Source organism: Methanoregula sp. (assembly GCF_049690535.1).
Taxonomy (GTDB): Archaea; Halobacteriota; Methanomicrobia; order Methanomicrobiales; family Methanospirillaceae; genus Methanoregula.
The window spans coordinates 11,814-33,147 of the sequence record NZ_JBAVMX010000033.1 but is presented as its reverse complement, the minus strand read 5'-3'; the positions used below and the strand labels follow the sequence as shown (position 1 = coordinate 33,147).

The following is a 21,334-nucleotide window of genomic DNA, read 5'->3' as shown; positions in this document are numbered from 1 at the left end:
CGCCGGCATTTCCCACAAACGGCGGGCATTCTCAAAAAGGAGAACAGGAAGATACCATGCAGACAACGGAATTACTCTTCATTGCCATCTGGATAGCGTTCTATACATACTGGCTTTTCTCCGCGTGGAAGACCCGTTCGCCGGTGAAACGGAAACTGTCGCAGGCCTCGTTCTTCCTGTACGGGATCACCTGGGTTGTTATCTGCATCTTCCTCATAAACTGGCTTTCGCCCGATCTCATGGCGGAGCGGATTATACCTGAAGGCATTGGTTATTCTATCGCTGGCCTGCTCATCACGATTGCCGGCCTCGCGTTTGCCATCTGGGCCCGGGTCCACCTGGGAAAGAACTGGAGCGGGATGCCCGCCATCCGGCAGGATCACACGATCACCCGGACCGGGCCGTACCGGTTCGTGCGCCACCCAATCTATTCAGGGATCCTCCTCGGGCTTATCGGGACGGCGATCGGCATCGGGTACTTGATTGTCTTCTTCTGCGTCATCCTCATCTTCGGCCTGTTCGTGATAAAATTCCGGATGGAAGAAACATTCCTTTTAGAGGAGTTCGGCGAGGAGTATGCCCGGTACAAGCGGGAAGTAAAAGCACTCATCCCATATGTGATATGAGTGGCCGGAGAAACGCGGAGAATGGATAATCCGGCCTTTGCAGTGTTCCGGTTTTTTATTCATCAACGGCCGATGAATTGGATCCCGGCTCGTCACCGCATAAAATAAAAAAGGGCTACTGGATTTTGTGGACGGAACACAGGTTGCCGCACGAATTGATACTGTATGACAGGAGAATGGCCTCATCGTTCATGCTCTTTTCTCCGATGCCGATCCTGCTCAACTTGTCACGAATGAGCCGTATCTTTTTTTCAGTCGTTTGCATAGGGATAATGCCACATTGGCGGGTGATACGATAAAGAGATGTATTAAAACACGGGAATTTTGGTTCGGGAGAACCGGACACAAAGTTCCTTACATGTAATCCAGAAACATTCATCTCCCCCACATCCAACCGTACCTTACTCAATGACCCCCATCGTCCGCCGTGCCACTCCCGCCGATATTGACCCCATTTTTTGCATGGGATCCACAGAGCCTGCCTTTGGCGTGAGCCCGCAGATCCGGTTCTACGAGCGGTTGGAACTCTGCGAATGGATCGCGGCACCGGACGACAATCTCCTGCTGGTGCTGGACGAGGACGGGGAGATTAAGGGTTTTCTCTTCTGCAAAGTGATGTCATCCCACTGGGCGTATCTCGATAATTTCTACGTCAGCCCGTCCTGTCGCGGACACGGGCACGGCCACCTGCTGATGCAGGCACTGCTCGATCTGCTCCGGGAGCGCAACGTTGTATACCTTTCCACGCTGGTCGCTGAATCGAATACGTTTCTCTCCCGCTATTTCGAGCACAGCGGGCTTGTGACCGAAAAGACATACGTGTGGCAGGAGCGGTTCGTGAAGTGAGGGGGTGATCCCTACAAAAAAACGACCGAACCTCACGCAGCAAAAGATAGTATAACCCGCCACAGAAACGAGTATATCCGGAGATATAGCATGGGAACAGAGGTAACATTCGAGGAGATCCGATCGAGAACCCGGGCCCTGATGCCCGATGTCACAGAACAACTAAAAAACCTTATCCGGTATCCTTCGCTGGCCTTTCCCGGCGCTCCCCAAAAACCCGTCACTGATATGGCGGATGCAACGGCTGCGCTGCTCAGGAAGTACGGGCTGCAGGACGTCCGGCTCATCGATATTCCGGGAGGATACCCGGCAGTGTACGGCGAGTGCCCTGCTCCTCCCGGCGCACCGACCGTCATGATGTACGCCCATTACGATGTCCAGCCGGCACACCAGGAGGATGGTTGGGAGACCGATCCCTGGACACCGGTGGAGAAGGGCGGGCGCATCTACGGGCGGGGAGCCGCCGATGACAAGTCGGGTATCGTTATGATTGCGGCCTCCCTTGCGATCTTTAACGGGAAACCCCCCGTGGGCGTGAAGGTGCTCATCGAAGGAGAGGAAGAGACAAACAGCCATCTCGAAGCGTTTGTCGCCGCCCACCCGGACTTTTTCCGGTGCGATGCGTTCATCGTTGCCGATAACGGCAACCTCACGGTCGGAGACCCGGCGCTCACCACTTCCCTGCGGGGCGAGGTCTCCTGTATCGTTGAAGTCCGTACCCTTGAGAGCCCGGTCCATTCGGGCACGTTCGGGGGAGCGGCGCCCGATGCCCTGGTCGCCCTGGTACGGATGCTTGCCACGCTCCATGATGCCAGGGGAGATGTAGCAGTACCGGGACTCCGGTCCTATTCCCACGAGACCATGGAGTACCCCGAGGCCATGTACCGGGAGAGTGCGGGGATGCTTGCCGGGGAAGACCTCGTCGGCACCGGGCCGCTTGGGGCACGCATCTGGACGAAGCCTTCCGTCACCGTGATCGGGATCGATGCCCCCTCCATCAGCGCTTCCGCAAATATCCTGATCCCAAAGGCTGCCGCAAAGATCAGCATGCGTATCGCCCCGGATGCGGATCCCCGTCACGAGCTCTCTATCCTGACGGACCACCTGCGTTCAGTCGCGCCCTGGAACGTCCATGCCGATATCCGGGACGTGAGTGTTTCATCCGGGTTCGTCTGCCCGGCCGGAGGCCCGGGGCTTGCGGCCGCCCGCCGTGCACTGGAAACCGCCTTTGATAAACCGGTCCGGGAAAAGGGGACCGGGGGATCGATCCCCCTGATGCACGTGCTTCACACAGCCGTGCCCCACGCGGAGTTCATCCTGTGGGGGGCCGAGGACGCTGCATATTCATGCATCCACGGTACGAACGAGAGCGTGGATATCGGCGAGCTGGAGCGGTCGATTGTCGCGCAGGGCCTCTTCCTTTCGCTGCTCGGGACCGGGCGGCACAACACATAGCGGAAAAACAGAACCTTTTCATATCTTTTTTTTCGATTCCATAAAACCGGGAATATTATAAGAGAACAATCCTATTCTTACTCCGGGAGTTCAGGTGTTCGAATATATCGTCGCGGGTATTGTCGCACTCGGGTGCGGCATTGTTTCGGCAGTCGTAGGCCTTGGGGGCGGTTTCCTGTTCGTGCCGACGCTCACCCTCCTCTTCAATCTCAATGTCAAAACGGCGATGGGAACCAGTCTTGCCGTCATTATATTCACAGCCTTCTCTGCTTCATTCTGGTACCACCGGCAGGGCAAAATACTGTATAAAGTCGCCCTTGTCCTGATCCCGCCGTCAGTTCTCTTCTCTGTCATCGGTTCTATGATGACCCGTTATATCGATGCCCGCATCCTTGTCGGGATTTTCTCAGCGGTCCTTGTCCTGATCTCGCTTGAGATGCTGATCCCGGCGTTCCGGTTTTTCCCCGAGATCCGGTTTGGTCCCTCGTTCATGCTCTCGACAACAGTACCATCGCAGCAGACCCAGCCGGTCACCCTCATTCCCTATTCGCATCTTATCATATGGGGTGCAGTGGGCGGTTTTCTGGGAGGCATCACCGGCACGAGCGGCGGAACAATCTTTGTTCCGGCGCTTGCCACCATCGGGATCCCGATGCACTACGCGGTTGCCACGTCGATGTTCTCCGTCATTGCCCTCGCCTTCGCCGGTGCTCTCTCATATGCCGCACTCGGTCAGATCTCTCTTCCCTTTATGATTGTCTACGGTATCGGTGCCGCGCTCGGCGCCTGTCTTGGTACTGTGGTTGCAACCCGCACAAGCGAGCTCCATGTCCGTCGTATCTTTGGGGTGCTGCTCATCTTTATGGCCCTGCTCATGATCTTTTCTCAGGTACTGTGAAGGGTTCCTCGGACGTGCGGAAGAGTCAGACACAATCTACCCTGTCCCGAACTCTGTCCCAACCGCATGTGAAGGCGCATCCCGGAAAAAAAACCTGCTCCGTATCTGGCGAGAGCACCCGTTACCGGCAAAAACAACCGGGTATATTTCCAGCAGGTGAAAAGCATATAATGTGATGTAACGTAATCCTCACAATGTCACCATACATGATGTCACATGCGCACTCATTTGCCGGTCCGATCATGATGATCGGACTCTGGGTCATACAGCTGCTCATCGCGTTCCTCATCTACCGGGACGCAAAAGAACAGAAGATGTTCGCACCAGTCTGGACTATACTGGCGATCGTACCCGTGCTCGGGTACGTTACCGATGTGCTTTACCTGATCATCCGTGAGGTCCGGCCTTCACGAAAGATCGAGAATCCCCCGGCATCTCTCTGACTGAAAAGGACTGCCGGGCCTCTAAAGAGGCCCTGATGAGGGGAGTTCACCCCCTTTTTTCGACACCGACTATTCAGCATTCCTAAAAAAAGTCTGATACTCCCTTCTCACACCATCAGAAGGTACGCCAGAAGCGAGAGCAGGAATGCCAGAAGCAGCATCGCAAGCGAAAGCGGCGCCACAAAGATCAGCATCGCGTTTACGGTACTTGCGAGCTGGGAGATCCGGTTGGAGCCAAAGACCACCACGTGCTCGCACTGCGCCGTGGTTGCCGCACACTCGGCCGGTTCGAGATCATCGATTGCGGCCTGTACTGTGTGCAGGACTGCAGGAAGGAAGGTTTCGACCGGTGTTGCCATGCCGACCGGGTTCTTCCCGGTGATCGTGTTTACCACATGGGAATCGGTCGTCATCACTTCTGCCGCGTCAACAAGCGTGAGAATCTTCTCAAGCAGGATGTCGCGGACACCGGTCGCCATGTTGTTCCCATCGAAGAGCACGTAGGCAGTCTTCTGGCCGGCGGTCTCCACGACCATCACCTGCACACCGAGATCGCCAAATCCCTCCTCCCGGGAGTAGGGCAGGTGCTGGCAGGCATAGCCGATGGAGAATGGGGTAAGTTCTGCTGTGCGGGAGGCTTCCATTGCCTGTATCGCACTGCGCTGGTATTCAAGGGCAGTCTGGGTTGCCTGGAGGACCGGAGAGGAGAGATCGGTCATGCAGTTGTGGCCATCGACAAACGCGACGTGCGGGAACCAGCGGTGCCCTTCGGCCATGATGCTCATGCCAATCGAGAAATCAAGGTCCTCGGTCTTCTGCGGCGATCGGGTGGTCACGATCAGCATCGCCTCGCCAAAGCGCTGGTACAGCACCTGCACGGAGCCGCATGAGAGCCTGGCGGAACGGGTTGCACCCGGCATGTACGTGCGATCCTTTTTCGTGCGCTCGATCGCGTCGATCACTTTTTCGATCTCGCTCTCGGAGACAAGGTTGAAGTCGTGCGTGGCGCACCCGTGGGCGACGAGCGTCTCCTCTTCCATACGGTCATGGATCACCCGGGGCAGGTTGCCGCCCCCGATCTCGCCCATCGGGCCGGGGTGGAGGTTCGGGACCGTAAAGAGCACGGGTTTTTTTGAGATCCGCCGGAAGAAGAGGCAGACCTGCGGGACAAAGATCTCTTCGCCAATCTCGCGGAAGAAGTTCTCCATGCCTTTCGAGGAGCCGTCCGTCATGTGGGCGATGAACGCGTTGACAAAGGCGAGCCCCCGTATGTGGAACGCCCGGTAGAGCGGACGCTCGATCAGCCAGATGAGGATCGCAAACCCGAGGCCAAAGACGATATGGAGGACAAGAGCGAAGAGCCCCCATTCTGGCGAGAAGAGGAAACAGCCCACGAGGACGCCCACACCGCTCTGGGTCACGGCCGGCAGGATCATCCGGGGCACGCGATAATCCGAGATCGCGACGAGTACGAAGAGACGCAGGCCGAAGATAAACCCGAGCGAGACCCCGTAAAAGAGCGGGAGGTACCGGATACCGCCGGCGAGCGAGGCAAAGGTGATGATAACGGCAAAGACCGTGCTCGCGAGCGCGAGGAGCGCCGACCGGTTCCAGGTCATCGTCTTGCCGGAGTACTCGATGATCGGTTTTGTCAGGAGGAATGCAGCAATCGCCGGCAGGGTAAAGGCAAGCGTGCCCGAGAACGGGAGGTAGACCCAGGCGCGGGCACTCGCACCATCGATGACGAGGCCAAGGATGACGAGGATCAGGAGAGAAACCGGCCATGAGGGTGCCGTAAAGAGATACTTGGTGAGCTGCCCGAGTTTTACATCGCTTCCGGTCGCCATCAGGCACAACCTCCGTAGACCAGTTCAGACCGGTCGGCACCCGCCCGGATCTCCAGGTTCCGGACATCCTGCCCCGGATCTATCGCGTCCCGGATGGCTGGGATCGTCTCCCCGCCCCCATTCGCAGGTGACACCTGGCTCACCGTATTACCCCCTCGTCGGGAGCGCTTCAATCGTGCCGAAGTGTGCATGGTAACGTTCGAGCATCTGCGCCCAGGTAGGCAGATGGGTCTGACAGCCAACGTGTTCCACGACATAGGACGCGGTAACCGTCCCGACCCGGCAGCAGGTAAGGGGCGTATAGCCCCGGACGTACGCGGAGAGGAACCCGGACCGGTATGAATCGCCGGCGCCGGTGGGGTCAGCAAGCGTCACCGGTACTGCCGGGATGAGATGCTCCGCTCCGTCCTTATACAGCGTGCTCCCATTGCCGCTCATGGTAAAGATCGCCATGGAAACCTCGTTTATGAGCGTTTCCTTTGTCACCCCGAGCGTCGTGCACATCTGCTGCACCTCGTGCTGGTTCGCAAACAGGATGTCAGTGTTCGCGAGGATGGATTCGAGCTGCTCTTTTGTGTACCAGAAAACATCCTGCCCCGGGTCAAAGGAGACAAACTCACTCTTTTCTGCCACCCGGCAATTAAACTCAGGATCGGCGGTCGCCATGTGGACAAGGGGCAGCACCGGGGCCTCCGCCGTCGCGAACGCTTTTGAGGCGCCCCATTCAAAGAACGTCATCTGGCTGCCGGCTTCATCCGTAAACATAAACGCCGTCGGCGTGTGGGTTCCGGGCACCAGAAAGAACTGCCGGTGGATGCCCAGTTTATCCATCCAGTGCTCGTAGTCGCTGCCGGCAAAGTCATCGCCGACACAGGAATGGAGAGTAACTGTTTCGCCGAGCACGGCAATCCCCGCTGCAATGTTCGCCGCACCCCCGCCAAAAAAAACCTGCCGGTCCGTGATATGGGTTGACTGGTTTTCTTTGGGGAGATGGTGCACGCGGGAGATGTGATCGACTGCCGTGTGCCCGACGACATGGATCATAGTTCCTGCACGTCCAGCTGTTTTAAGGGGATCTCGCGGAGGGCTTTACCGATCACCGATTTTGCGATCCGGCTGGCGTGCTCCTTTGATTCGGCCCTGAATACTTTCATTTCGAGCACGAGACCGACAAGCGCGGTATCAGCAACGACAATCGCGCTTGAGAGCGGCTGGTCGCAGAACGGGCAGGAAAGCATGCCTGCCTCAACTTCCACAAACTTTGCCGACGGGTTGAGCCGTTTCCCCGCTTCGCTGATTGCGATCCCGATGGCATCGTCAAGCGATTTTGCATCCTTGATATACCACGCAGATTCCAGTGTCACCAGATAGTCAGGCATTTTTTTTATCTCCCTGTTTGATTCCCGCCGTTTTACCACTCGTCACGGTGGACGTGTTCCCCGATATCCATACGCTCTGCCAGCCGTGACTGCGGGTGACCGTGCCCTGTGGCAAGGATCGCAATCGGCCGTATATGCGGGGGCAGCCCGAGGATTTCCCGTATTTCATCCTCGTCAAACGCCCCGGTCCAGCAGGAATGAAGGCCATGGGCATGGGCGGCAAGCATCATGTATGTGCAGGCAATGGTTGCGTCCTCAACTGCATAGAGGATACCCCGTTCGCCGTACTGCGACATCGAGCGTACGTAATTGGCGCAGACCACAAAGAGGACCGGTGCCGCCCCGACATGCTGCTGGCCGAACGCCGCATCAGCAAGCGCGAGCCGGGTGTCCTCATCGGTCACGACAACGACATCCCATGCTTCAAGGTTGCCGGCACTTGGCGCTGTGCTCGCACAGGAGAGGATATATTCAGTCTCTTCTTTTGTGAGCGGCGTTTTGTCGTACTCCCGGACCGATGACCGGCACGAGAGAAATCCAGAGAAATCAGAGGAGTCCATGATCCGAGAGTACCTGCCATGCTTCCTGCGCCGGGGTGGTAGACGCACTGATAGCCACAGCAATCTTTTCTGCGGCCTGTTCGGGCTGGTCGCTCTCCACAAGCGAGATCGCCGCGTTTAAGGAATCCGCCGCCCGCTCGAACTCCCGCTCTCCCGTGTCTTTTGCGGCAAAGAGCACTTCGCTCCTGACCTGTTCCATAAGGAGAAGAAGCATTTTTTTGCCGCCGCCCTTCTCTGTGTCAGAAAATCCGGTGAGCGCCGAACAGAGCTGGGAGACGACAATCAGTTCGGATTTTTCCCGTTCACCGAACTGGTAACTTTTCACTGCAGTTGGAAGATCCATACTCACCATAGTCGCTGGAGATAAATGATAATTATGATTGGAGCGGCTGAAACGAAAGACCAATTCGCAGCATATGCTCCGGAAAACGGGTCAAAAAATTGCCTGCGGGGCAGGACGACTGCCCCGTATATTATCCACTGATCACAAATCAGCAGTCAGGATTACTTGCCTGACTTTGCCTTTGCGCCAAGCATGGAGACTTTCGCGCGGCGCATGCGCCTGCGGATGAGCGGGCTTGCGGTCGATTCGTTCAGGCCCGAACCACCGGACCGGTCGCCACCGCGTCTTCCGCCACGGCTGCCACCCCGGCCGCCACCGCCGCGCCGTGCGCCACCCCGGCCGCCGCGCTGCTCTTCAGCTGCTGCCTGATCGACCTTCTTTAAATTGATGCTTGACTTGAATCTCTGGTTGGGTCCCGGACTCTTGCGTTCTCCTTCTTTTTTGGGAACGAGCCGGATCTGGCCCTTGACGCCTTTTACCTGTGACCAGAGGGTTGTACCTGTCTTGCCCATGTGTTAAAACTCCTTATCTAATTCAGCCGTGCGACTGATAAATGTTGGGGAGGTCGTCTGTTCCCCGGCTGCGCAATAAACTCCTTTGATCATTCGGGTTTCCGTGCATCCACACAGATGTTATACGCGAGCTGGGGGAGCCGGCGCTCGATGAACGGTTCCACCCTTTGTGCAAGGTTGAAGAGCGGATCGATCATGTCGATGTGCGCAAACGAGCACCAGCTGATCCGGACATCGCAGAACCCGGCTTCGCTGAAGAGATCGTACATTTCCTGTTCGTCATAGTAATGCTCACCGAAATCCTTCATCACGACATGCTTTACCCGGATCTTCTCGCTTATGTGGTAGATGGCCGGTATGCCAGAGGTAAGCAGTTTTTTCCCGAGCGTGCAGATCGAGATCGCACCGCCCGGGCGCAGCACCCGGTATGCCTCGCCGAGCATGGCTTCAGGATCCCGCAGGTAACTAAAGACGAGAATGCTTGAGACCGCATCAAATGACTGATCGCGGAACGGGATGGCTTCCCCGGTTCCCATGGTAAAATCGCAGCATGCGCAGCGGCCGCGTGCCCGTCCGATCATGTTCCGGCTCAGATCGATACCCACCGCGGTCCCGCCATGATGGAGATATTTCTCGACAAAAAGGCCGGTGCCGCACCCGATATCAAGGAGTGCGCCACCCTCGGGCAGGGCTTTCATCACATGGCGGCTGAGATGCGTATGGTAGCACCGCCCGCGCGGGTAATCGTAGTGCGTGTCGTAGACGTCAGCAATATCATCGTAATGCTGCTGGATTTTCTCCTGTTTTGCGGTGCTCATGAGAATATCTCCTTTACGCCGGTTGCAAAGGCATCGATCTGGATATACTCGCTGTTCGCGTGCCCGAGGCGGGTATCTGCGTCGGCGAGGGCACATGCAAGCAGCGGGTGGTTGTACTCCCGGTGGGCAATAGTCCGGATCTCCGAGAGCACTTCCCGGCCCGAGAGGCCGTAATCGATCATCAGGGATTCAAGCTGGCGGATGCCTCCCTTGAGATCGCTGGACTTTATGAGTGCGAGCGCCGAGGCGGCGACCGTGCTGGTTTCAGACTGCGACAACTCGGCAAGGTTGTTGCAGGAACCAGATTCAGATGCAGCCTGGAGCATCAGGATCGCCCTGCGCATGTCTCCCTGCGCAGCCGCGGCAATCAGTTCAAGGTCGTCATTTGAACATGAGAAGGCCGTATCCTGTTGTTCCCGCTCCCGGATCGCCGCGAGCTGTGCAAGAAGGACGTCCAGTGCTACCGGCGCAAAGAAGAGCGGGAGGCAGCGCGAACTGATCGCCGGGATGATCGCGCTCTGGTTCGTGGTGGAGAAGACAAAACGACAGGTGCCGCTGTACTGTTCCATGATCCGGCGCAACCCCTGCTGTGCCTCGCGGGTCAGGGCATGTGCATCCTCAAAGACCATCAGTTTGAAATCCGCATCGAGCGGGCGCATCGATGCATACCATTTCAGGATATACTTGAAATTCACGATCAGGCTCTGGCTCTTCTGGTACAAGTGGGCATACCGCTCGTCCTCTTCCAGAAGTTTTTTCCCCTGCGAAAAGAGGTCGGCGGTCTGGAAGATCGATGTGTTCGCCTCCCAGTTCTCACCATAGAGCCGCTCTGCGAAACACCGTATCGCTGTGCTCTTCCCGGTGCCGTGCGGGCCGGTGAGCATCAGGTGCGGGATCGTGCCGGTGCCCGCGCAGGATACAAGGAGTTCTATGACCCGGTCCTGACCCCGGATATCCTCAAGCCGCGCCGGGCGGTAACGTTCAGTCAAGAGCATGACAAAGCCTCGCTGCCATCTCATCCCGTGCTTCCTTCAGGAATGCAGGGTTATCCAGCGCCGCGACAAGACCGCGGCACTCTTCATCGGTAAGCGACATGCAGGCATCGGTGATCACCGGGAGGGCCCGGATCACTTCGTCAACGATGGTCAGGGTCGCCTTCTTTGCGGTGCGGGAGAGGGGATTGAGATCGATTGCAATCACCTTTTTTCCCATGCCGACGAGCACCTCGCACCGGTCCCCGTCTTCGAGCGGGACGAGCACCACGTCCGCTGCATACATCCCGTCGCGCCGGCAGAAGGCCCGGTCGTGCGAGAGCGGGAGCAGGCGTTCGGCCTCACCGGAAAAAACGTCGGCCCCCGCATCGCGGAGGAGGGTTTCGATCTGCTGCACGCGTTCAGGGGTCCGGTGGAAGAGGTTGACCTCGACTTTTGCACCGCATGCCTTCTGGAGGAGCGCGATCTCACGTGCGGCAAGCGCGGCGGTGTTGCCATTCACCGAGATGACCGGGCGGCTCGCGGCGCGGAGAAGGGCGGCTGCCGTGCGTTCAGCCCGGCGGGCGCTTTTGCTTGTTTTTTCACCGAGCAGGTAATCGAACGCCTCGCCGCGCCCGTGAGAGGTAAGTCCTTCCCACGAGACAATACCTTTTCGTGCACATTCAGCGAGGTGTTCGCGGGTGACAAGCGACGTGTACCTGGGGTGGTCTTTTGGGATCATGCAACAGCCTCCACGATCCTGACCCCGGCGTCTGCCATACCCATTTTGTACACTTCACCAAACGGGCGGAGCACATCGCAGGCACGATCACCGTAGGCAAATATCCCTTCGCCAAGCATGGTCATGGCGGCCGGGATGCGGTGCCGGTCGCATTCGGCAAGAACACGCTGCACCGCAGGAGTCTCAAGCCCGCTTTTTGCGGAAAATTCCCGGCAGCAGGCAAAAAAGTCCGTGAAGGTTTCAGGCTGGCGTTCAGGGAACGCCGCGGACACCTGTGCCATCTGCGCCGGTGAACCGAGCACATCCGGCGTATGGATCGGGCCGAAACTGACGGCACAGACCGGGGCGTCAAGATCGAAAGAACGGCGGATTGACCCGTGGATACCGGGACCGGTCCTCACCACACGCCCGCCACCCTGGCATGCGGCGACATCCCCAAGGCCGGTGCGAAAAATGACCTCGGTCTCGTGGGCCACTTCGGCAATCTCATCGGCCGACAGCCCGAGATCGAGAAGCCGGTTTGTGGCTGTGAGCGTGGCAAGCAGCGCCGCTGCCGAGAGACCAAAGCCAGCGCTTATGGGGAGCCGGCAGGAGGTTTCGACAGCGACGGATACCCCCAGATTTTCAAGCGCCGATGCGAGGGGCGGGGACGAGCGGGAGACCTCCGCAGGCGCCCCTTCACGCGACCGCACCCGTACGACAACGGAGGATCGCTCTGCCGGTGTTACCGTTGCCATCACTCCCTCGCTTATAACGATACCAGCGCCAAGGCTCCCTGTTGTTGCCGGATCGCGCCCGTCCACTCTCTTAAAATACCCTGATATGTGGCCGGGGCAAAATGCTGTAACCGATGCAGGTGTCATTGCAGTCTGGTACCTGTCATACACTGTTGGACGTCCGGCTTTTTTAGGAGTTGTGCTCAACAGGGGTTGAGGTGTGAGGTCGGTCAGGCGGGGCCGGTTTTTTCCATACCCGACAGGATCTCCTGCCAGATCCGGGCTGCAATCTCCTCTTTTGTCCCGGCAACCGGGGTACCGGTCTTTGTCTTCCCGGAGAGAACCCGGTAGGACCCGGTGGCAGTACCCATGCTTTCCGGGGTATTTGTCACTACCATCCACGCGCCGCGTGCGAGCAGAGCCTTTGCCTCCGGCAGGGGTTTCCTCCCGATCTTAAACGCGATCACCCGGGTCTTGTACTTCAGGACACGGTCGATCAGTTTCGGGAGCGGGGAAATGTCGAGAGTGACCGGTTTCCCGCTTGCGATCTTCCCGTCAACCTTCTTTGGGGCGAAATCCGAGATGGCAGCCGCACTGATATACAGGTCGGGAGTCCCTTTTTTCAGGTAGTTCCCGACTGCATCTCTCATCTCCCCAGAGGTTTCAGCCGGTACATTCTGCACGCATGGGAGGGTCTCGCTGTGGACGACAGTGACATCGGCGCCGAGCCGGTATGCTTCGAGCGCGAGTTCCTTGCCCATCCTGCCGCTCGACCGGGTCGTGAGCACCCGCACATCATCCACCGGTTCGCGGCACGCCCCACTTGTGACAAGCACCTTTTTTCCGGCAAGCGGGTTGCCGAGGATCGCCCGTTCGCACCGGAGCACGATCTCATCACGATCGGCTATCTTTGCCTTCTCTTCCTCGATCTTCGGGCCGGAAAACCCGACTCCCCACGATTCAAGGGTTTTGATATTCCGGATAACCGCCGGGTGCCGGTACATGCTGTAGTGCATTGCGGGAACCACGAGGACCGGCATCCCGCTCCCAAGTGCTGTTGTCGCAAAGGTAGTCACCGGGGTGTCATCGATCCCGCACGCGATCTTCCCGATCGTGTTTGCCGTGCAGGGTGCGATGAGGAGGAGGGACGCGCTCCCGCCGTCGCCGCAGAATGTCACGTGCTCCACCATGCCCGAGAGCCGGGTGATCGTCGGCCTGCCGCTCGCGTACGTAAGCGCATCGGAGTGGATGATCCCCTGCGCCGCCGCGCTCATGACCGGCTGGACGGTGGCGCCTTTCCTGCGCAGCGCATGGATCAGTTTTACCGTTTCGACAGCCGCGATGCTCCCGGTTACGCCAATCACGATCTCTTTTCCGGCAAGGGTCTGTACGGTCATGCGAGGGTCACGTCCTGCACCACGTGCCACATGTGCGGGCGGTATTTCTTTACCTTATGTACATGGATGGAGGCACAAAAACCTGCGCCTTCAGCCGAGGCCAGAATCGCCTCTGTCACATCGCCGATGCTATGGACGTGAATGATACTCCCGGCGTGCACATGGGGAAATACTGCGGGCAGGATTGTTGCCGCATCGAAATGCCCCATGACGACCCGGTCATAGTCACCGGAGAGGAGCGTGCGGCAGTCCCCACAGGCAGCCTCAACCCGGTCGCCAAGCCCGTTTTCCGCGATATTCCGCTGCAGGTACCCGAACGCAACCGGGTTTATCTCCATCGCGTGGACCCGGGCCCCGCTTCCCGCCATCGGGATCGTGAAGTAGCCGATACCGGCAAACATGTCTGCGACACGGGCATCCTTTGCGCCCTCACGGACGAGCCGTGCCATCCGCATCTTTTCGTCCCGGTTCCCTTGAGCAAACATCACCTTTCGGGGATCGAGATGGTACGTATACCCGCTCTCCCGGTGGCATACCTCACCGACGTCCCCCCACAGGCACTCCGTTTCCGGGGTGCGGGTCACACCAGCGAGCGCTTCGATCCAGAGCACGCCGTGCGGGTGTCGGAAGCTGACGATCTCCTCTATTTCCTGCAGCGTGGGCCGGGTACCGTGGATGACCGCCACATCGCCCAGCATGAAAAAGCCACGGCCGCCATAGGTACAGCGGTCAGGCAGCTCTCGCTCGAACGAAAATCCTTTTTTCACCGGTACCCATGCAGTCTCCCCTTCTACGTAAGGGTGCCGGGCCGGATCGACCCAGTCTGCATCGCGGACTGCTGCCAGTTGATCCGTCCTGACTGCCCGCACACGCATAGTATGCCGTTACCTCATGACGATAAGGGTGTCCCCGTCGCGGAGCACCTGCACGTTCTCCCCGACGTTCGCCACATGCCACGGTTTTTTCTGCACTTCCTTTGTGACTCCGGTCTCAGGGTCGAGAATGCCCATCATCCCGCCCGCAATGAACGCGACAAGGGCCGGCTGCGCGTTCCGCGCATTGCCAATCCGCCTCTGGATCTCATCCTCGTTTATGGAGCGGCTCCGGCCCTCTGACAGGTCGAAGACCCGCACACGGCGGGAGTCCACCTGCTCCACTTCCACATATGTTGATTTGAGTTTCACTACGTCGTGCCGCTGGTAGTGGGGCAGGCGGACAAGATACGTGATACGGAAGAGCTGCCGCCCGTTTTTCTCCCCGACAAGTTTCGGATGGGTCGTGTACTTTCCACCAAACTGCGCCGTTATTGCCTGCACGATCATAAGGCCGATATGCTGTGAGCCGACCGTGATGTCAAGGCCATCCCGGTTCACCGTCGTATCAGAGATAAAAGAGAGCCGCTCGCCCCCTGCAATGAGGGATTCCTCAATCTGGGTTGCGATGGCTGCCGCCGACTCCAGTTCAAATGGACTCAAGTCGCGTTCGTCCGCACGCACCTGCACGATCCCCTCGTAATAACTGCCGGTGATCCGGTTGCACCGATCGCACTGCTCCTTGTGCCAGACCAGTTCGACCGTGCAGGTCTTCTCCATGGAAAGCCCGTACAGGGTTCCGGTGATCGTGAGGTAGGCACGGGACCGGTTGGGGCTGATGTCGCGCACCTCAACGGCGATAGCGCGTTTCTTCACATCCTGGTGAAAGTGTACTGCACTCCGCGCAAGTTCGGGTGCAATCTCTGCCTGTTCACGGTCGGTATCTGTCCATGTGTTCACCTGCTTGGTCGCACCGCAGCTGGGGCAGTGGGTGGCTGCCACCCGCGTATCGCATTCAGCCCACGGGGTATCTGCCGCCCGGCAGCTCGGGCAGAACCCATCCGTCTCCAAGGGTTTGCCGCATTTCGGGCAGAACCGGTCCTGAATTGTCATGGTTTAAAACCTGTAGATCTGGACGTGTGGCACACTGCCGATCATGATGCAATCGGCTTTGGAGACAAGGCCCAGTTTTATCGCTACACCGACTGAACGTTCACCCATGAGATTGGCGTTATCACCCTTGCTCAGGGCGTGTGTAACCGCAGCCTCGTCCACGGGAGCGCCGCCGTAGAAATATTCCGATACGGTTACCTTGAGATCCCCGTCAGTGATGGTCGTATTGAGCAGTTCGCGGTCGCAGACCGCAACCACGTCACCCGTCCCGGGTGACCGGTGGATTTTGAGAAACATTGATCAGCTCTTTTGCCGAGCCACCAGATAAAAGATGGGAACGAAACCACGTCACGCACAAAGGTACTGTCAAAGCGTGATCCTGACACCATAGACTTTTTCCGGGGTCTCACCGTGGATACGCCAGCAGTCATCCTCGGTGATCACCCCGGACTCGAGGAGTTTCTTTGTGATCCGCGGGACTGATTTTGGGCCGGTGACAGCGCCGGGCCGCGAATTTTCGTCCATAAAATCGCTTTCCATCGTAAACGGCCGGCGCTCACGCGCAAGGACCGGTACCGCCTCGTGCCGAGCGACAAGCGAGGGGTGAAGCGGTGTCTCGGGTGAGCCGTAGTGCTTGACCACGCGCCCGATCGGCATGCCCACAGCATCCGCCATGTCCACGACATCGGCACACGGCCCGCTCTCCGCATGGATCTGGAGGGCGCACCGGTATCCTGCAGCAAGTTCAAGCGCGTGAGAAAGCACTTCGTTTGAAGCCGCAAACACCTCAGGACTTACTTCGTAATGCGGCCGCCCGCTCTTGAGCGCCACGGCACGGCCATCCTTGACGTAGCCTGCCGCGCAGTCAAGCCCGTCTTTCATCACGTCGACTGCTTCGGAAAGGGACATGCGCTCGGCAAGCCGGCTGATCTCGGCCGGGTGCACGCCAAGGATGGGGAAGACCACAATGCCGGTCTCCCGGATCATTTCCGCGACACGGAGCGTTTCGTCAAAAACTTTCGCGTAATCGGCGCCGGAAACCGGTACGATCCCAAGCGACCACGAGGGTTTTGAAACAAGGAATATATGCGTCCCGCCCGCGTGCAGAAAATCCTTTGCCGCTTCGACCCCGCGCCCATTCACTGGATCGAAATGGATATGATCGTCAGTGATCGGAAAGAGGCGCGATCTCATGGCACTCCACGATCCTCATGAGAGGGTAGCCATTTTCCGGTGCAAGAGCGGCCCGGCAGTACGAGAATCCAACCCGGGTCACGATCTCCACATCAAACATCAGACCGGAGAGTTCGCTGTACCCGAATACATTCTTTTTCATTACGGAACGGTCGAGCCTCACCGTAATCTCCTCGACAAACGGCTGGAGGATCACGGCTTTTTCGATGGCCGTTTCAACGCTCGCTGCCGACTCCTGCGAGATAGGCGTCCCGACCCACTGGTGGTAGAGCGCCCCGAGTTTGATCCCGGCCTCAAAGACGGCCCGTTCGCGATCGCTCATTTTTTCGGTTCCCCGTGCCTGCTTCATCCCGTTTTCCCCCGGTTTAGATCAGCTGGATAATCCCCTGCTTTGGTTCCATGGCCTCGCCATGCCGCAGGAGCATGTCGATACCTTCCCGCACCTTGTCATGTGCAAAGCCCTTTGAGGAGACTGCCTCGATCACCTGCTCGATAGCGGCGCGCCGTCCCTCGCCGCCGATATCCCGGATCGCATCCTTGATCACCCGGACAATGTCGCGCTTCTCCTTGGAGATACCGGTCGCCACCTTGTCGATGTCGAAGTTGCCGGTCTTTGCATCGTACGCGATCTGGCGCAGGCAGGCATCCACGATATGGATCACACGCTCCGCGTCGGCCACCTCGATCTTGTTCGAAAGCCGGATCCGGGCGCTCGCTTCTGCAAGCCGGACGAGTGCCTCCAGTTGCCGGGCCGTTACCGGGACCGGCTTGTTGGGCTCCGCGATTCCTCTGAGCTTGAGGTAGTAACCGACAATCGCCTCCTTTGCCTCCGCAGAGAGGATAGGAAAACAGGTACGTTTGGAGTACGCGACATACTTCCGGAAAAATGCAGGATCAATATCCGGCATGACCGGCTTGAGCTGCTGGTCGATGAACTCCTGCGTGACCCCGGGGATGGGCGTTTTCTTGTGCTGGGCAATGAGTTCACCTACACCGTGCGCCTTGAGGATGTGCTCGGCGATAGCGAGATCCCGTTTCTGCTCCGGCTGGTCGGTCATGATAAAGATCAGATCGAATCGGGAGAGGAGGGAGGGGGGCATGTTGATCTGGTCGGCGATGTCGCCGTACATATCGAATCGCCCGTACTTGGGGTTAGCCGCCCCGAGAAGCGCACACCGGGACTTGAGCGTCGCGGTGATGCCGGCCTTTGCTACGCTGATGGACTGCTGTTCCATCGCTTCGTGGAGCGCGGAGCGGTCTTCCTTCTGCATCTTGTCCATCTCATCGACGGCGGCAATGCCCATGTCGGCGAGCACGAGCGCTCCTGCCTCAAGGGTCCAGCGTCCTTCACCGAACTCGTCCTTGACTGCCGTCGCCGTGAGACCGGCGGATGTCGATGACTGGCCGCTTGTGTAGATCGCACGCGGCGAGCACTTCACGACGTAACGAAGCAACTGGCTCTTTGCGATACCCGGATCGCCAATCAGGAGCACATGGATATCGCCCCGCAGGTGAGTCCCGTCCGGCATCTCCTTTGCAATCCCGCCGAAGAGCTGGAGGGTGATCGCCTCCTTGACGTCCTCGTTTCCGTAGATCGTGGGGGCGATCGAATGGGTGACCATCCGGTAGATCATCGGATCGCAGGACAGTTTTTTGATCTCGTCCTCCGCCTTCTCATCGATCTCGACCTCCTCGAACTCCTTTTCAGCGATCTCGATCGAGTTGCATTCGAGGAAGATATCGAAGACCGTGTGCTTCTCACCCTTGACAACCCGCTGCATGGAGCGGAGGATGCCGTTGATCACGACCCGGTCACCCGGTGCGACCATTCCCGAGAGGTCGTCGGTCACATCGACATCAAGCGTCTGCGGCTGTTCGCCGCCCCGCAGGCCCTCGGGGGATTCCTGCACCCGGAGTTTCTGGGAGTCGACAAACGTGGAGCGTTTGGGGATCAGCTCAAGTTTCTTGAACGTGCAGCCATCCGTTGCGCAGCCATCCGGCTCGATGAACTTACCGTATTTCTGGGTCTTTTTGGTGAAGTGACCGGCCGGGCACTTGAAGACCGCTTCCACGATCCGGGGTCGCACCTCGGTAGTCTTCCGCAGGATACCCTCGACCGAAATAAATTTGTTGATGTCATCGGAACGGATTTCACGGATTGCGGTCTTCTTTGGGAGGTTCGTGAACCGGATGTTGATACCTTTTGGCTCTTTGCCATCCTTGGTCCGGATCAGCTGGTCGTTTTTGATCGCATCCCAGACATCTTCGAGCACCTTTCCCGGGTTTTCGACGAGTTCATCGGCAAGGGTGATACCCGCTTTCCCGAACCGCTCGATCTGCCGGTAATCGATAAACAGCGAACGCTTGTGCGGGAAGAGACGCGAGATCTCGCCGAGCTCCTTCTTGTACCGGCTTTTGAGGAAACGTCCCCAGTCGTCAGCCCGGTCCCCCTGGTGTAGTTCGGGCGCCTTGTCCATCATTCCCCCTCACCGCTTCTTTGTGCTGGCAAGCACGAACCGGGCGATCAGCGCCTCCATCTGGATGTCGCCGCCAGCTCCTTCAGAGAGCCGGAAATCAGTCTCTCCAAGGGCATCGATCAGTTCCACCTTGAGCCCCCGGTCCATCGTGCGTTTCACGAGCGCCCGGTAACACTGGTTGATCAGTTCATTCGGGGCAATCCCCCGCTCGTGGAGCAGCTGCATCAGCAGGGACTCGGCCCCGTCAAATTCCCCGGCAAGGGACAGACGGAGGAGTTCCTCGATCTCATCCGGCCGGGCATTGGAGGTGATGGCATAGACCATAGACTCCCCGATCGTCGTACTGATGATCGCGGCACCCTGCAGGGCGTTTATAGCCTTGCGCATGTCACCCTGCGCGATATAGACCATCGCATCCATCGCACCGGGCGTCACCTTCAGGCCCTCCTTTGCCGCGATCCGACCAATCTCTTCTTTTACTGCCTGCGGGGCGAGAGGCCGGAACCGGTAGATCGCACACCGGCTCTGGATCGGGTCGATAATCTTCGAGGAATAGTTGCACGAAAGGATGAAACGGCAGGTCTTTGCGTAGCTCTCCATGGTCCTGCGCAGCGCAGCCTGCGCATCGGTCGTCAGCGCGTCGGCTTCGTCAAGAAACAGGATCTTGAATGCCTCCTCCCCGGCGGGTCTGGTTCGGGCGAACTCCTTTATCTGGTTGCGCACCACATCGATCCCGCGCTCGTCGGACGCATTGAGCTCGCGGAAGTTCATCCGCCAGGATTCACCGAAGAACTCCCGGGCAAGGGTGACAGCTGCCGTTGTCTTTCCCACGCCGGCACTCCCGGTAAAGAGGAGGTGCGGGAGGTTGCCAGACTTTACGTAGGATGAGAGCCGCTCGACTATCTCGTCCTGCCCGACAATATCTGCCAGTCTTGCCGGCCGGTATTTCTCGATCCAGATGGTGTGGGTCTCGTCCATACTCAATCATCCTGCTGTGTACTGACTAGGTTGTCTTTGGACTATGTGTTTTTTCCTGCACAACGTGTCTGGTGCATCCGGGCATACGGACCCGGGCCGAAAAATGTCTTTGGGTATCAATAGAATGTAATAATCTTTATCATAAGAGTTTTGAAATTACTTTTCATGATACCAAGCCGAATCTCCCTTGTTTTTCTCCTTCTCATCTGCATTATTTTCGTCCCGGCCACGGCAAGCCTGACGAAGATCATTAATGGTGCGCCGGTTTTTATCGGAGAGCACAATCTGGATCTCACCGCATGCTTGAACGGACACACCGTTATTGCATGGTGGCCGGAGGGTGCTGACCGGAGCGGGGATCCGGTAAAGACTGTGACGATTTCCGGGGATGTAACCTCGTATTACATAGACCCTGCGATTTTCACCGGATATACCGGCACCTGGTACACGCACGACACAAAACCCGATGTCCCGGTCTTTGTCCTGTATAATCCCCAGATCGATCTCTCGGTCTGGGATGTGGATACGAACACGGATATCACCGGCCAGTCAGTCCCGATGTCCACGAATATTACCTACCGGATCACTACGAACCTGTATATGGCGCTTAACTATACAGAACGTCCCAATTATAACCCTTCAGACAGTTTCTTTACCGTAACACTTACGTCGCCCTCTGGAGCAAATATCCCCCAGATCTATACCGGGAACCTTGGAGCGCCGACCACCCAGATCATACCATTTGACAGCGCACCGGTGATCAAGTCCTCGCCGTATACCTGGATTAACGGCCCTGCATGGGACCGGAACGCTAAAGGTACCGATGGCAGCAACGCATACCAGACCGGGAGCTACACATTTGTGGTCACGCAGAACCTCAATCAGATGAGCAGCAGTTACAGCGGCGCTGCGGCTTTCGGAACGGTGACAAGCGGGGACAAGACCGTCACCTTTACCCCGGATACACCTGCCACCACCCCGACCATCGTGCCCTCTCTGACGGCACCTTCCGGGGCGACCGCAACCAACACAACACCACAGACAACGACCCTGACGCAGCAGGCAACCGTGCAGCCGACCGTAACGGTTATCGCGAAAAAGACCACCTATTCCCCGCTGCCGGCTGGAATTGCCCTCATCGGCCTTGGCATCGCGGCTCTCGCTCTTGCGGCGAAACGGAAGTATTAATCGTCCACCTCTCCCTTTT

The 21,334-nt window shown here is 58.2% G+C and carries 25 protein-coding genes; 6 read left to right on the top strand and 19 right to left on the bottom strand.

Annotation, left to right across the window (positions count from 1 at the left end; all coding sequences use genetic code 11):
* Positions 1 to 56: 56 nt before the first annotated feature.
* The 5 genes from WCE46_RS02995 to WCE46_RS02975 all read left to right on the top strand — a co-directional run bounded on the left by WCE46_RS02995 (position 57) and on the right by WCE46_RS02975 (position 4,268).
* Positions 57 to 626, top strand: a complete 570-nt coding sequence (locus tag WCE46_RS02995) for a methyltransferase family protein (RefSeq protein WP_424732220.1) — start codon at positions 57 to 59, stop codon at positions 624 to 626.
* A 462-nt stretch (positions 627 to 1,088) separates the two neighbouring features.
* On the top strand, positions 1,089 to 1,472 hold the full coding sequence (locus WCE46_RS02990) for a GNAT family N-acetyltransferase (protein WP_424732219.1): 384 nt from the start codon (positions 1,089 to 1,091) through the stop codon (positions 1,470 to 1,472).
* 90 nt (positions 1,473 to 1,562) lie between these two features.
* Positions 1,563 to 2,927, top strand: coding sequence for a M20/M25/M40 family metallo-hydrolase (locus tag WCE46_RS02985; protein ID WP_424732218.1), 1,365 nt, complete (start codon positions 1,563 to 1,565; stop codon positions 2,925 to 2,927).
* A 94-nt stretch (positions 2,928 to 3,021) separates the two neighbouring features.
* Positions 3,022 to 3,825 carry a sulfite exporter TauE/SafE family protein gene (locus WCE46_RS02980; protein WP_424732217.1) on the top strand — a complete coding sequence of 268 codons (804 nt, stop codon included), beginning with the start codon at positions 3,022 to 3,024 and terminating at the stop codon, positions 3,823 to 3,825.
* Positions 3,826 to 4,067: 242 nt separating this feature from the next.
* A complete protein-coding gene (locus WCE46_RS02975) occupies positions 4,068 to 4,268 on the top strand; it encodes a hypothetical protein (protein WP_424732216.1) in 201 nt (66 codons plus the stop codon).
* A gap of 107 nt (positions 4,269 to 4,375) precedes the next feature.
* On the opposite strand, the gene WCE46_RS02970 is transcribed toward WCE46_RS02975, so the two are convergent.
* The 19 genes from WCE46_RS02970 to WCE46_RS02880 form a co-directional block, all read right to left on the bottom strand.
* On the bottom strand, positions 4,376 to 6,115 hold the full coding sequence (locus tag WCE46_RS02970; protein ID WP_424732215.1) for a DUF2070 family protein: 1,740 nt from the start codon (positions 6,113 to 6,115) through the stop codon (positions 4,376 to 4,378).
* Complete coding sequence (locus tag WCE46_RS02965) at positions 6,115 to 6,249, bottom strand: hypothetical protein (protein WP_424732214.1); 135 nt, start codon at positions 6,247 to 6,249, stop codon at positions 6,115 to 6,117. The genes WCE46_RS02970 and WCE46_RS02965 overlap by 1 nt, the downstream gene beginning before the upstream one ends.
* A gap of 13 nt (positions 6,250 to 6,262) precedes the next feature.
* The gene (locus tag WCE46_RS02960; RefSeq protein ID WP_424732213.1) at positions 6,263 to 7,159 is read right to left on the bottom strand and encodes a carbohydrate kinase family protein; all 897 of its coding nucleotides are present in this window, start codon (positions 7,157 to 7,159) and stop codon (positions 6,263 to 6,265) included.
* Positions 7,156 to 7,494, bottom strand: a complete 339-nt coding sequence (locus WCE46_RS02955) for a DUF555 domain-containing protein (RefSeq protein ID WP_424732212.1) — start codon at positions 7,492 to 7,494, stop codon at positions 7,156 to 7,158. The genes WCE46_RS02960 and WCE46_RS02955 overlap by 4 nt, the downstream gene beginning before the upstream one ends.
* A 32-nt stretch (positions 7,495 to 7,526) precedes the next feature.
* Complete coding sequence (locus tag WCE46_RS02950; RefSeq protein WP_424732211.1) at positions 7,527 to 8,054, bottom strand: nitroreductase family protein; 528 nt, start codon at positions 8,052 to 8,054, stop codon at positions 7,527 to 7,529.
* Positions 8,041 to 8,397, bottom strand: coding sequence for a hypothetical protein (locus WCE46_RS02945; RefSeq protein WP_424732210.1), 357 nt, complete (start codon positions 8,395 to 8,397; stop codon positions 8,041 to 8,043). Before WCE46_RS02945 ends, WCE46_RS02950 begins: the two co-directional genes overlap by 14 nt.
* Positions 8,398 to 8,558: 161 nt before the next feature.
* On the bottom strand, positions 8,559 to 8,909 hold the full coding sequence (locus WCE46_RS02940; protein ID WP_424732209.1) for a DUF5350 domain-containing protein: 351 nt from the start codon (positions 8,907 to 8,909) through the stop codon (positions 8,559 to 8,561).
* Between the two features lie 89 nt (positions 8,910 to 8,998).
* Positions 8,999 to 9,727 carry a methyltransferase domain-containing protein gene (locus tag WCE46_RS02935; protein ID WP_424732208.1) on the bottom strand — a complete coding sequence of 243 codons (729 nt, stop codon included), beginning with the start codon at positions 9,725 to 9,727 and terminating at the stop codon, positions 8,999 to 9,001.
* A complete protein-coding gene (locus tag WCE46_RS02930) occupies positions 9,724 to 10,746 on the bottom strand; it encodes an AAA family ATPase (protein WP_424732207.1) in 1,023 nt (340 codons plus the stop codon). The genes WCE46_RS02935 and WCE46_RS02930 overlap by 4 nt, the downstream gene beginning before the upstream one ends.
* Positions 10,709 to 11,440, bottom strand: a complete 732-nt coding sequence (locus WCE46_RS02925) for a 4-phosphopantoate--beta-alanine ligase (protein WP_424732206.1) — start codon at positions 11,438 to 11,440, stop codon at positions 10,709 to 10,711. The genes WCE46_RS02930 and WCE46_RS02925 overlap by 38 nt, the downstream gene beginning before the upstream one ends.
* The gene (locus tag WCE46_RS02920; RefSeq protein WP_424732205.1) at positions 11,437 to 12,303 is read right to left on the bottom strand and encodes a pantoate kinase; all 867 of its coding nucleotides are present in this window, start codon (positions 12,301 to 12,303) and stop codon (positions 11,437 to 11,439) included. The genes WCE46_RS02925 and WCE46_RS02920 overlap by 4 nt, the downstream gene beginning before the upstream one ends.
* A gap of 83 nt (positions 12,304 to 12,386) precedes the next feature.
* Positions 12,387 to 13,553: a bifunctional phosphopantothenoylcysteine decarboxylase/phosphopantothenate--cysteine ligase CoaBC gene (gene coaBC / locus WCE46_RS02915; RefSeq protein WP_424732204.1), complete on the bottom strand. Its 1,167-nt coding sequence runs from the start codon at positions 13,551 to 13,553 to the stop codon at positions 12,387 to 12,389.
* On the bottom strand, positions 13,550 to 14,428 hold the full coding sequence (locus WCE46_RS02910) for a class I SAM-dependent methyltransferase (RefSeq protein ID WP_424732203.1): 879 nt from the start codon (positions 14,426 to 14,428) through the stop codon (positions 13,550 to 13,552). The genes coaBC and WCE46_RS02910 overlap by 4 nt, the downstream gene beginning before the upstream one ends.
* A 9-nt stretch (positions 14,429 to 14,437) precedes the next feature.
* The gene (locus WCE46_RS02905) at positions 14,438 to 15,478 is read right to left on the bottom strand and encodes a 60S ribosomal export protein NMD3 (RefSeq protein ID WP_424732202.1); all 1,041 of its coding nucleotides are present in this window, start codon (positions 15,476 to 15,478) and stop codon (positions 14,438 to 14,440) included.
* A gap of 3 nt (positions 15,479 to 15,481) precedes the next feature.
* Positions 15,482 to 15,775, bottom strand: coding sequence for a DUF424 domain-containing protein (locus tag WCE46_RS02900; RefSeq protein ID WP_424732201.1), 294 nt, complete (start codon positions 15,773 to 15,775; stop codon positions 15,482 to 15,484).
* A 69-nt stretch (positions 15,776 to 15,844) separates the two neighbouring features.
* Positions 15,845 to 16,672: a TatD family hydrolase gene (locus WCE46_RS02895; protein ID WP_424732200.1), complete on the bottom strand. Its 828-nt coding sequence runs from the start codon at positions 16,670 to 16,672 to the stop codon at positions 15,845 to 15,847.
* Positions 16,644 to 17,021, bottom strand: a complete 378-nt coding sequence (locus tag WCE46_RS02890; protein WP_424732199.1) for a dihydroneopterin aldolase family protein — start codon at positions 17,019 to 17,021, stop codon at positions 16,644 to 16,646. The genes WCE46_RS02895 and WCE46_RS02890 overlap by 29 nt, the downstream gene beginning before the upstream one ends.
* Positions 17,022 to 17,037: 16 nt before the next feature.
* The gene (locus WCE46_RS02885; protein ID WP_424732228.1) at positions 17,038 to 19,149 is read right to left on the bottom strand and encodes a minichromosome maintenance protein MCM; all 2,112 of its coding nucleotides are present in this window, start codon (positions 19,147 to 19,149) and stop codon (positions 17,038 to 17,040) included.
* Positions 19,150 to 19,158: 9 nt separating this feature from the next.
* Positions 19,159 to 20,127: a replication factor C small subunit gene (locus WCE46_RS02880; protein WP_424732198.1), complete on the bottom strand. Its 969-nt coding sequence runs from the start codon at positions 20,125 to 20,127 to the stop codon at positions 19,159 to 19,161.
* A gap of 165 nt (positions 20,128 to 20,292) precedes the next feature.
* Between WCE46_RS02880 and WCE46_RS02875 the strand changes: the two genes are divergently transcribed.
* The gene (locus WCE46_RS02875; RefSeq protein ID WP_424732197.1) at positions 20,293 to 21,315 is read left to right on the top strand and encodes a DUF3821 domain-containing protein; all 1,023 of its coding nucleotides are present in this window, start codon (positions 20,293 to 20,295) and stop codon (positions 21,313 to 21,315) included.
* The last annotated feature ends 19 nt before the right edge of the window (positions 21,316 to 21,334 follow it).

What these genes read in the sequence shown, in the direction of transcription:
- WCE46_RS02920 (WP_424732205.1), bottom strand. Translation starts at nt 12,303, where the DNA reads ATGACACCTGCATCGGTTACAGCATTTTGCCCCGGCCACATATCAGGG.
- WCE46_RS02970 (WP_424732215.1), bottom strand. Translation starts at nt 6,115, where the DNA reads ATGGCGACCGGAAGCGATGTAAAACTCGGGCAGCTCACCAAGTATCTC.
- WCE46_RS02925 (WP_424732206.1), bottom strand. Translation starts at nt 11,440, where the DNA reads ATGATCCCAAAAGACCACCCCAGGTACACGTCGCTTGTCACCCGCGAA.
- WCE46_RS02930 (WP_424732207.1), bottom strand. Translation starts at nt 10,746, where the DNA reads ATGAGATGGCAGCGAGGCTTTGTCATGCTCTTGACTGAACGTTACCGC.
- WCE46_RS02935 (WP_424732208.1), bottom strand. Translation starts at nt 9,727, where the DNA reads ATGAGCACCGCAAAACAGGAGAAAATCCAGCAGCATTACGATGATATT.
- WCE46_RS02985 (WP_424732218.1), top strand. Translation starts at nt 1,563, where the DNA reads ATGGGAACAGAGGTAACATTCGAGGAGATCCGATCGAGAACCCGGGCC.
- WCE46_RS02885 (WP_424732228.1), bottom strand. Translation starts at nt 19,149, where the DNA reads ATGGACAAGGCGCCCGAACTACACCAGGGGGACCGGGCTGACGACTGG.
- WCE46_RS02900 (WP_424732201.1), bottom strand. Translation starts at nt 15,775, where the DNA reads ATGTTTCTCAAAATCCACCGGTCACCCGGGACGGGTGACGTGGTTGCG.
- WCE46_RS02990 (WP_424732219.1), top strand. Translation starts at nt 1,089, where the DNA reads ATGGGATCCACAGAGCCTGCCTTTGGCGTGAGCCCGCAGATCCGGTTC.
- WCE46_RS02890 (WP_424732199.1), bottom strand. Translation starts at nt 17,021, where the DNA reads ATGAAGCAGGCACGGGGAACCGAAAAAATGAGCGATCGCGAACGGGCC.
- WCE46_RS02940 (WP_424732209.1), bottom strand. Translation starts at nt 8,909, where the DNA reads ATGGGCAAGACAGGTACAACCCTCTGGTCACAGGTAAAAGGCGTCAAG.
- WCE46_RS02895 (WP_424732200.1), bottom strand. Translation starts at nt 16,672, where the DNA reads ATGAGATCGCGCCTCTTTCCGATCACTGACGATCATATCCATTTCGAT.
- WCE46_RS02945 (WP_424732210.1), bottom strand. Translation starts at nt 8,397, where the DNA reads ATGGATCTTCCAACTGCAGTGAAAAGTTACCAGTTCGGTGAACGGGAA.
- WCE46_RS02960 (WP_424732213.1), bottom strand. Translation starts at nt 7,159, where the DNA reads ATGATCCATGTCGTCGGGCACACGGCAGTCGATCACATCTCCCGCGTG.
- coaBC (WP_424732204.1), bottom strand. Translation starts at nt 13,553, where the DNA reads ATGACCGTACAGACCCTTGCCGGAAAAGAGATCGTGATTGGCGTAACC.
- WCE46_RS02995 (WP_424732220.1), top strand. Translation starts at nt 57, where the DNA reads ATGCAGACAACGGAATTACTCTTCATTGCCATCTGGATAGCGTTCTAT.
- WCE46_RS02875 (WP_424732197.1), top strand. Translation starts at nt 20,293, where the DNA reads ATGATACCAAGCCGAATCTCCCTTGTTTTTCTCCTTCTCATCTGCATT.
- WCE46_RS02950 (WP_424732211.1), bottom strand. Translation starts at nt 8,054, where the DNA reads ATGGACTCCTCTGATTTCTCTGGATTTCTCTCGTGCCGGTCATCGGTC.
- WCE46_RS02975 (WP_424732216.1), top strand. Translation starts at nt 4,068, where the DNA reads ATGATGATCGGACTCTGGGTCATACAGCTGCTCATCGCGTTCCTCATC.
- WCE46_RS02955 (WP_424732212.1), bottom strand. Translation starts at nt 7,494, where the DNA reads ATGCCTGACTATCTGGTGACACTGGAATCTGCGTGGTATATCAAGGAT.
- WCE46_RS02905 (WP_424732202.1), bottom strand. Translation starts at nt 15,478, where the DNA reads ATGACAATTCAGGACCGGTTCTGCCCGAAATGCGGCAAACCCTTGGAG.
- WCE46_RS02910 (WP_424732203.1), bottom strand. Translation starts at nt 14,428, where the DNA reads ATGCGTGTGCGGGCAGTCAGGACGGATCAACTGGCAGCAGTCCGCGAT.
- WCE46_RS02880 (WP_424732198.1), bottom strand. Translation starts at nt 20,127, where the DNA reads ATGGACGAGACCCACACCATCTGGATCGAGAAATACCGGCCGGCAAGA.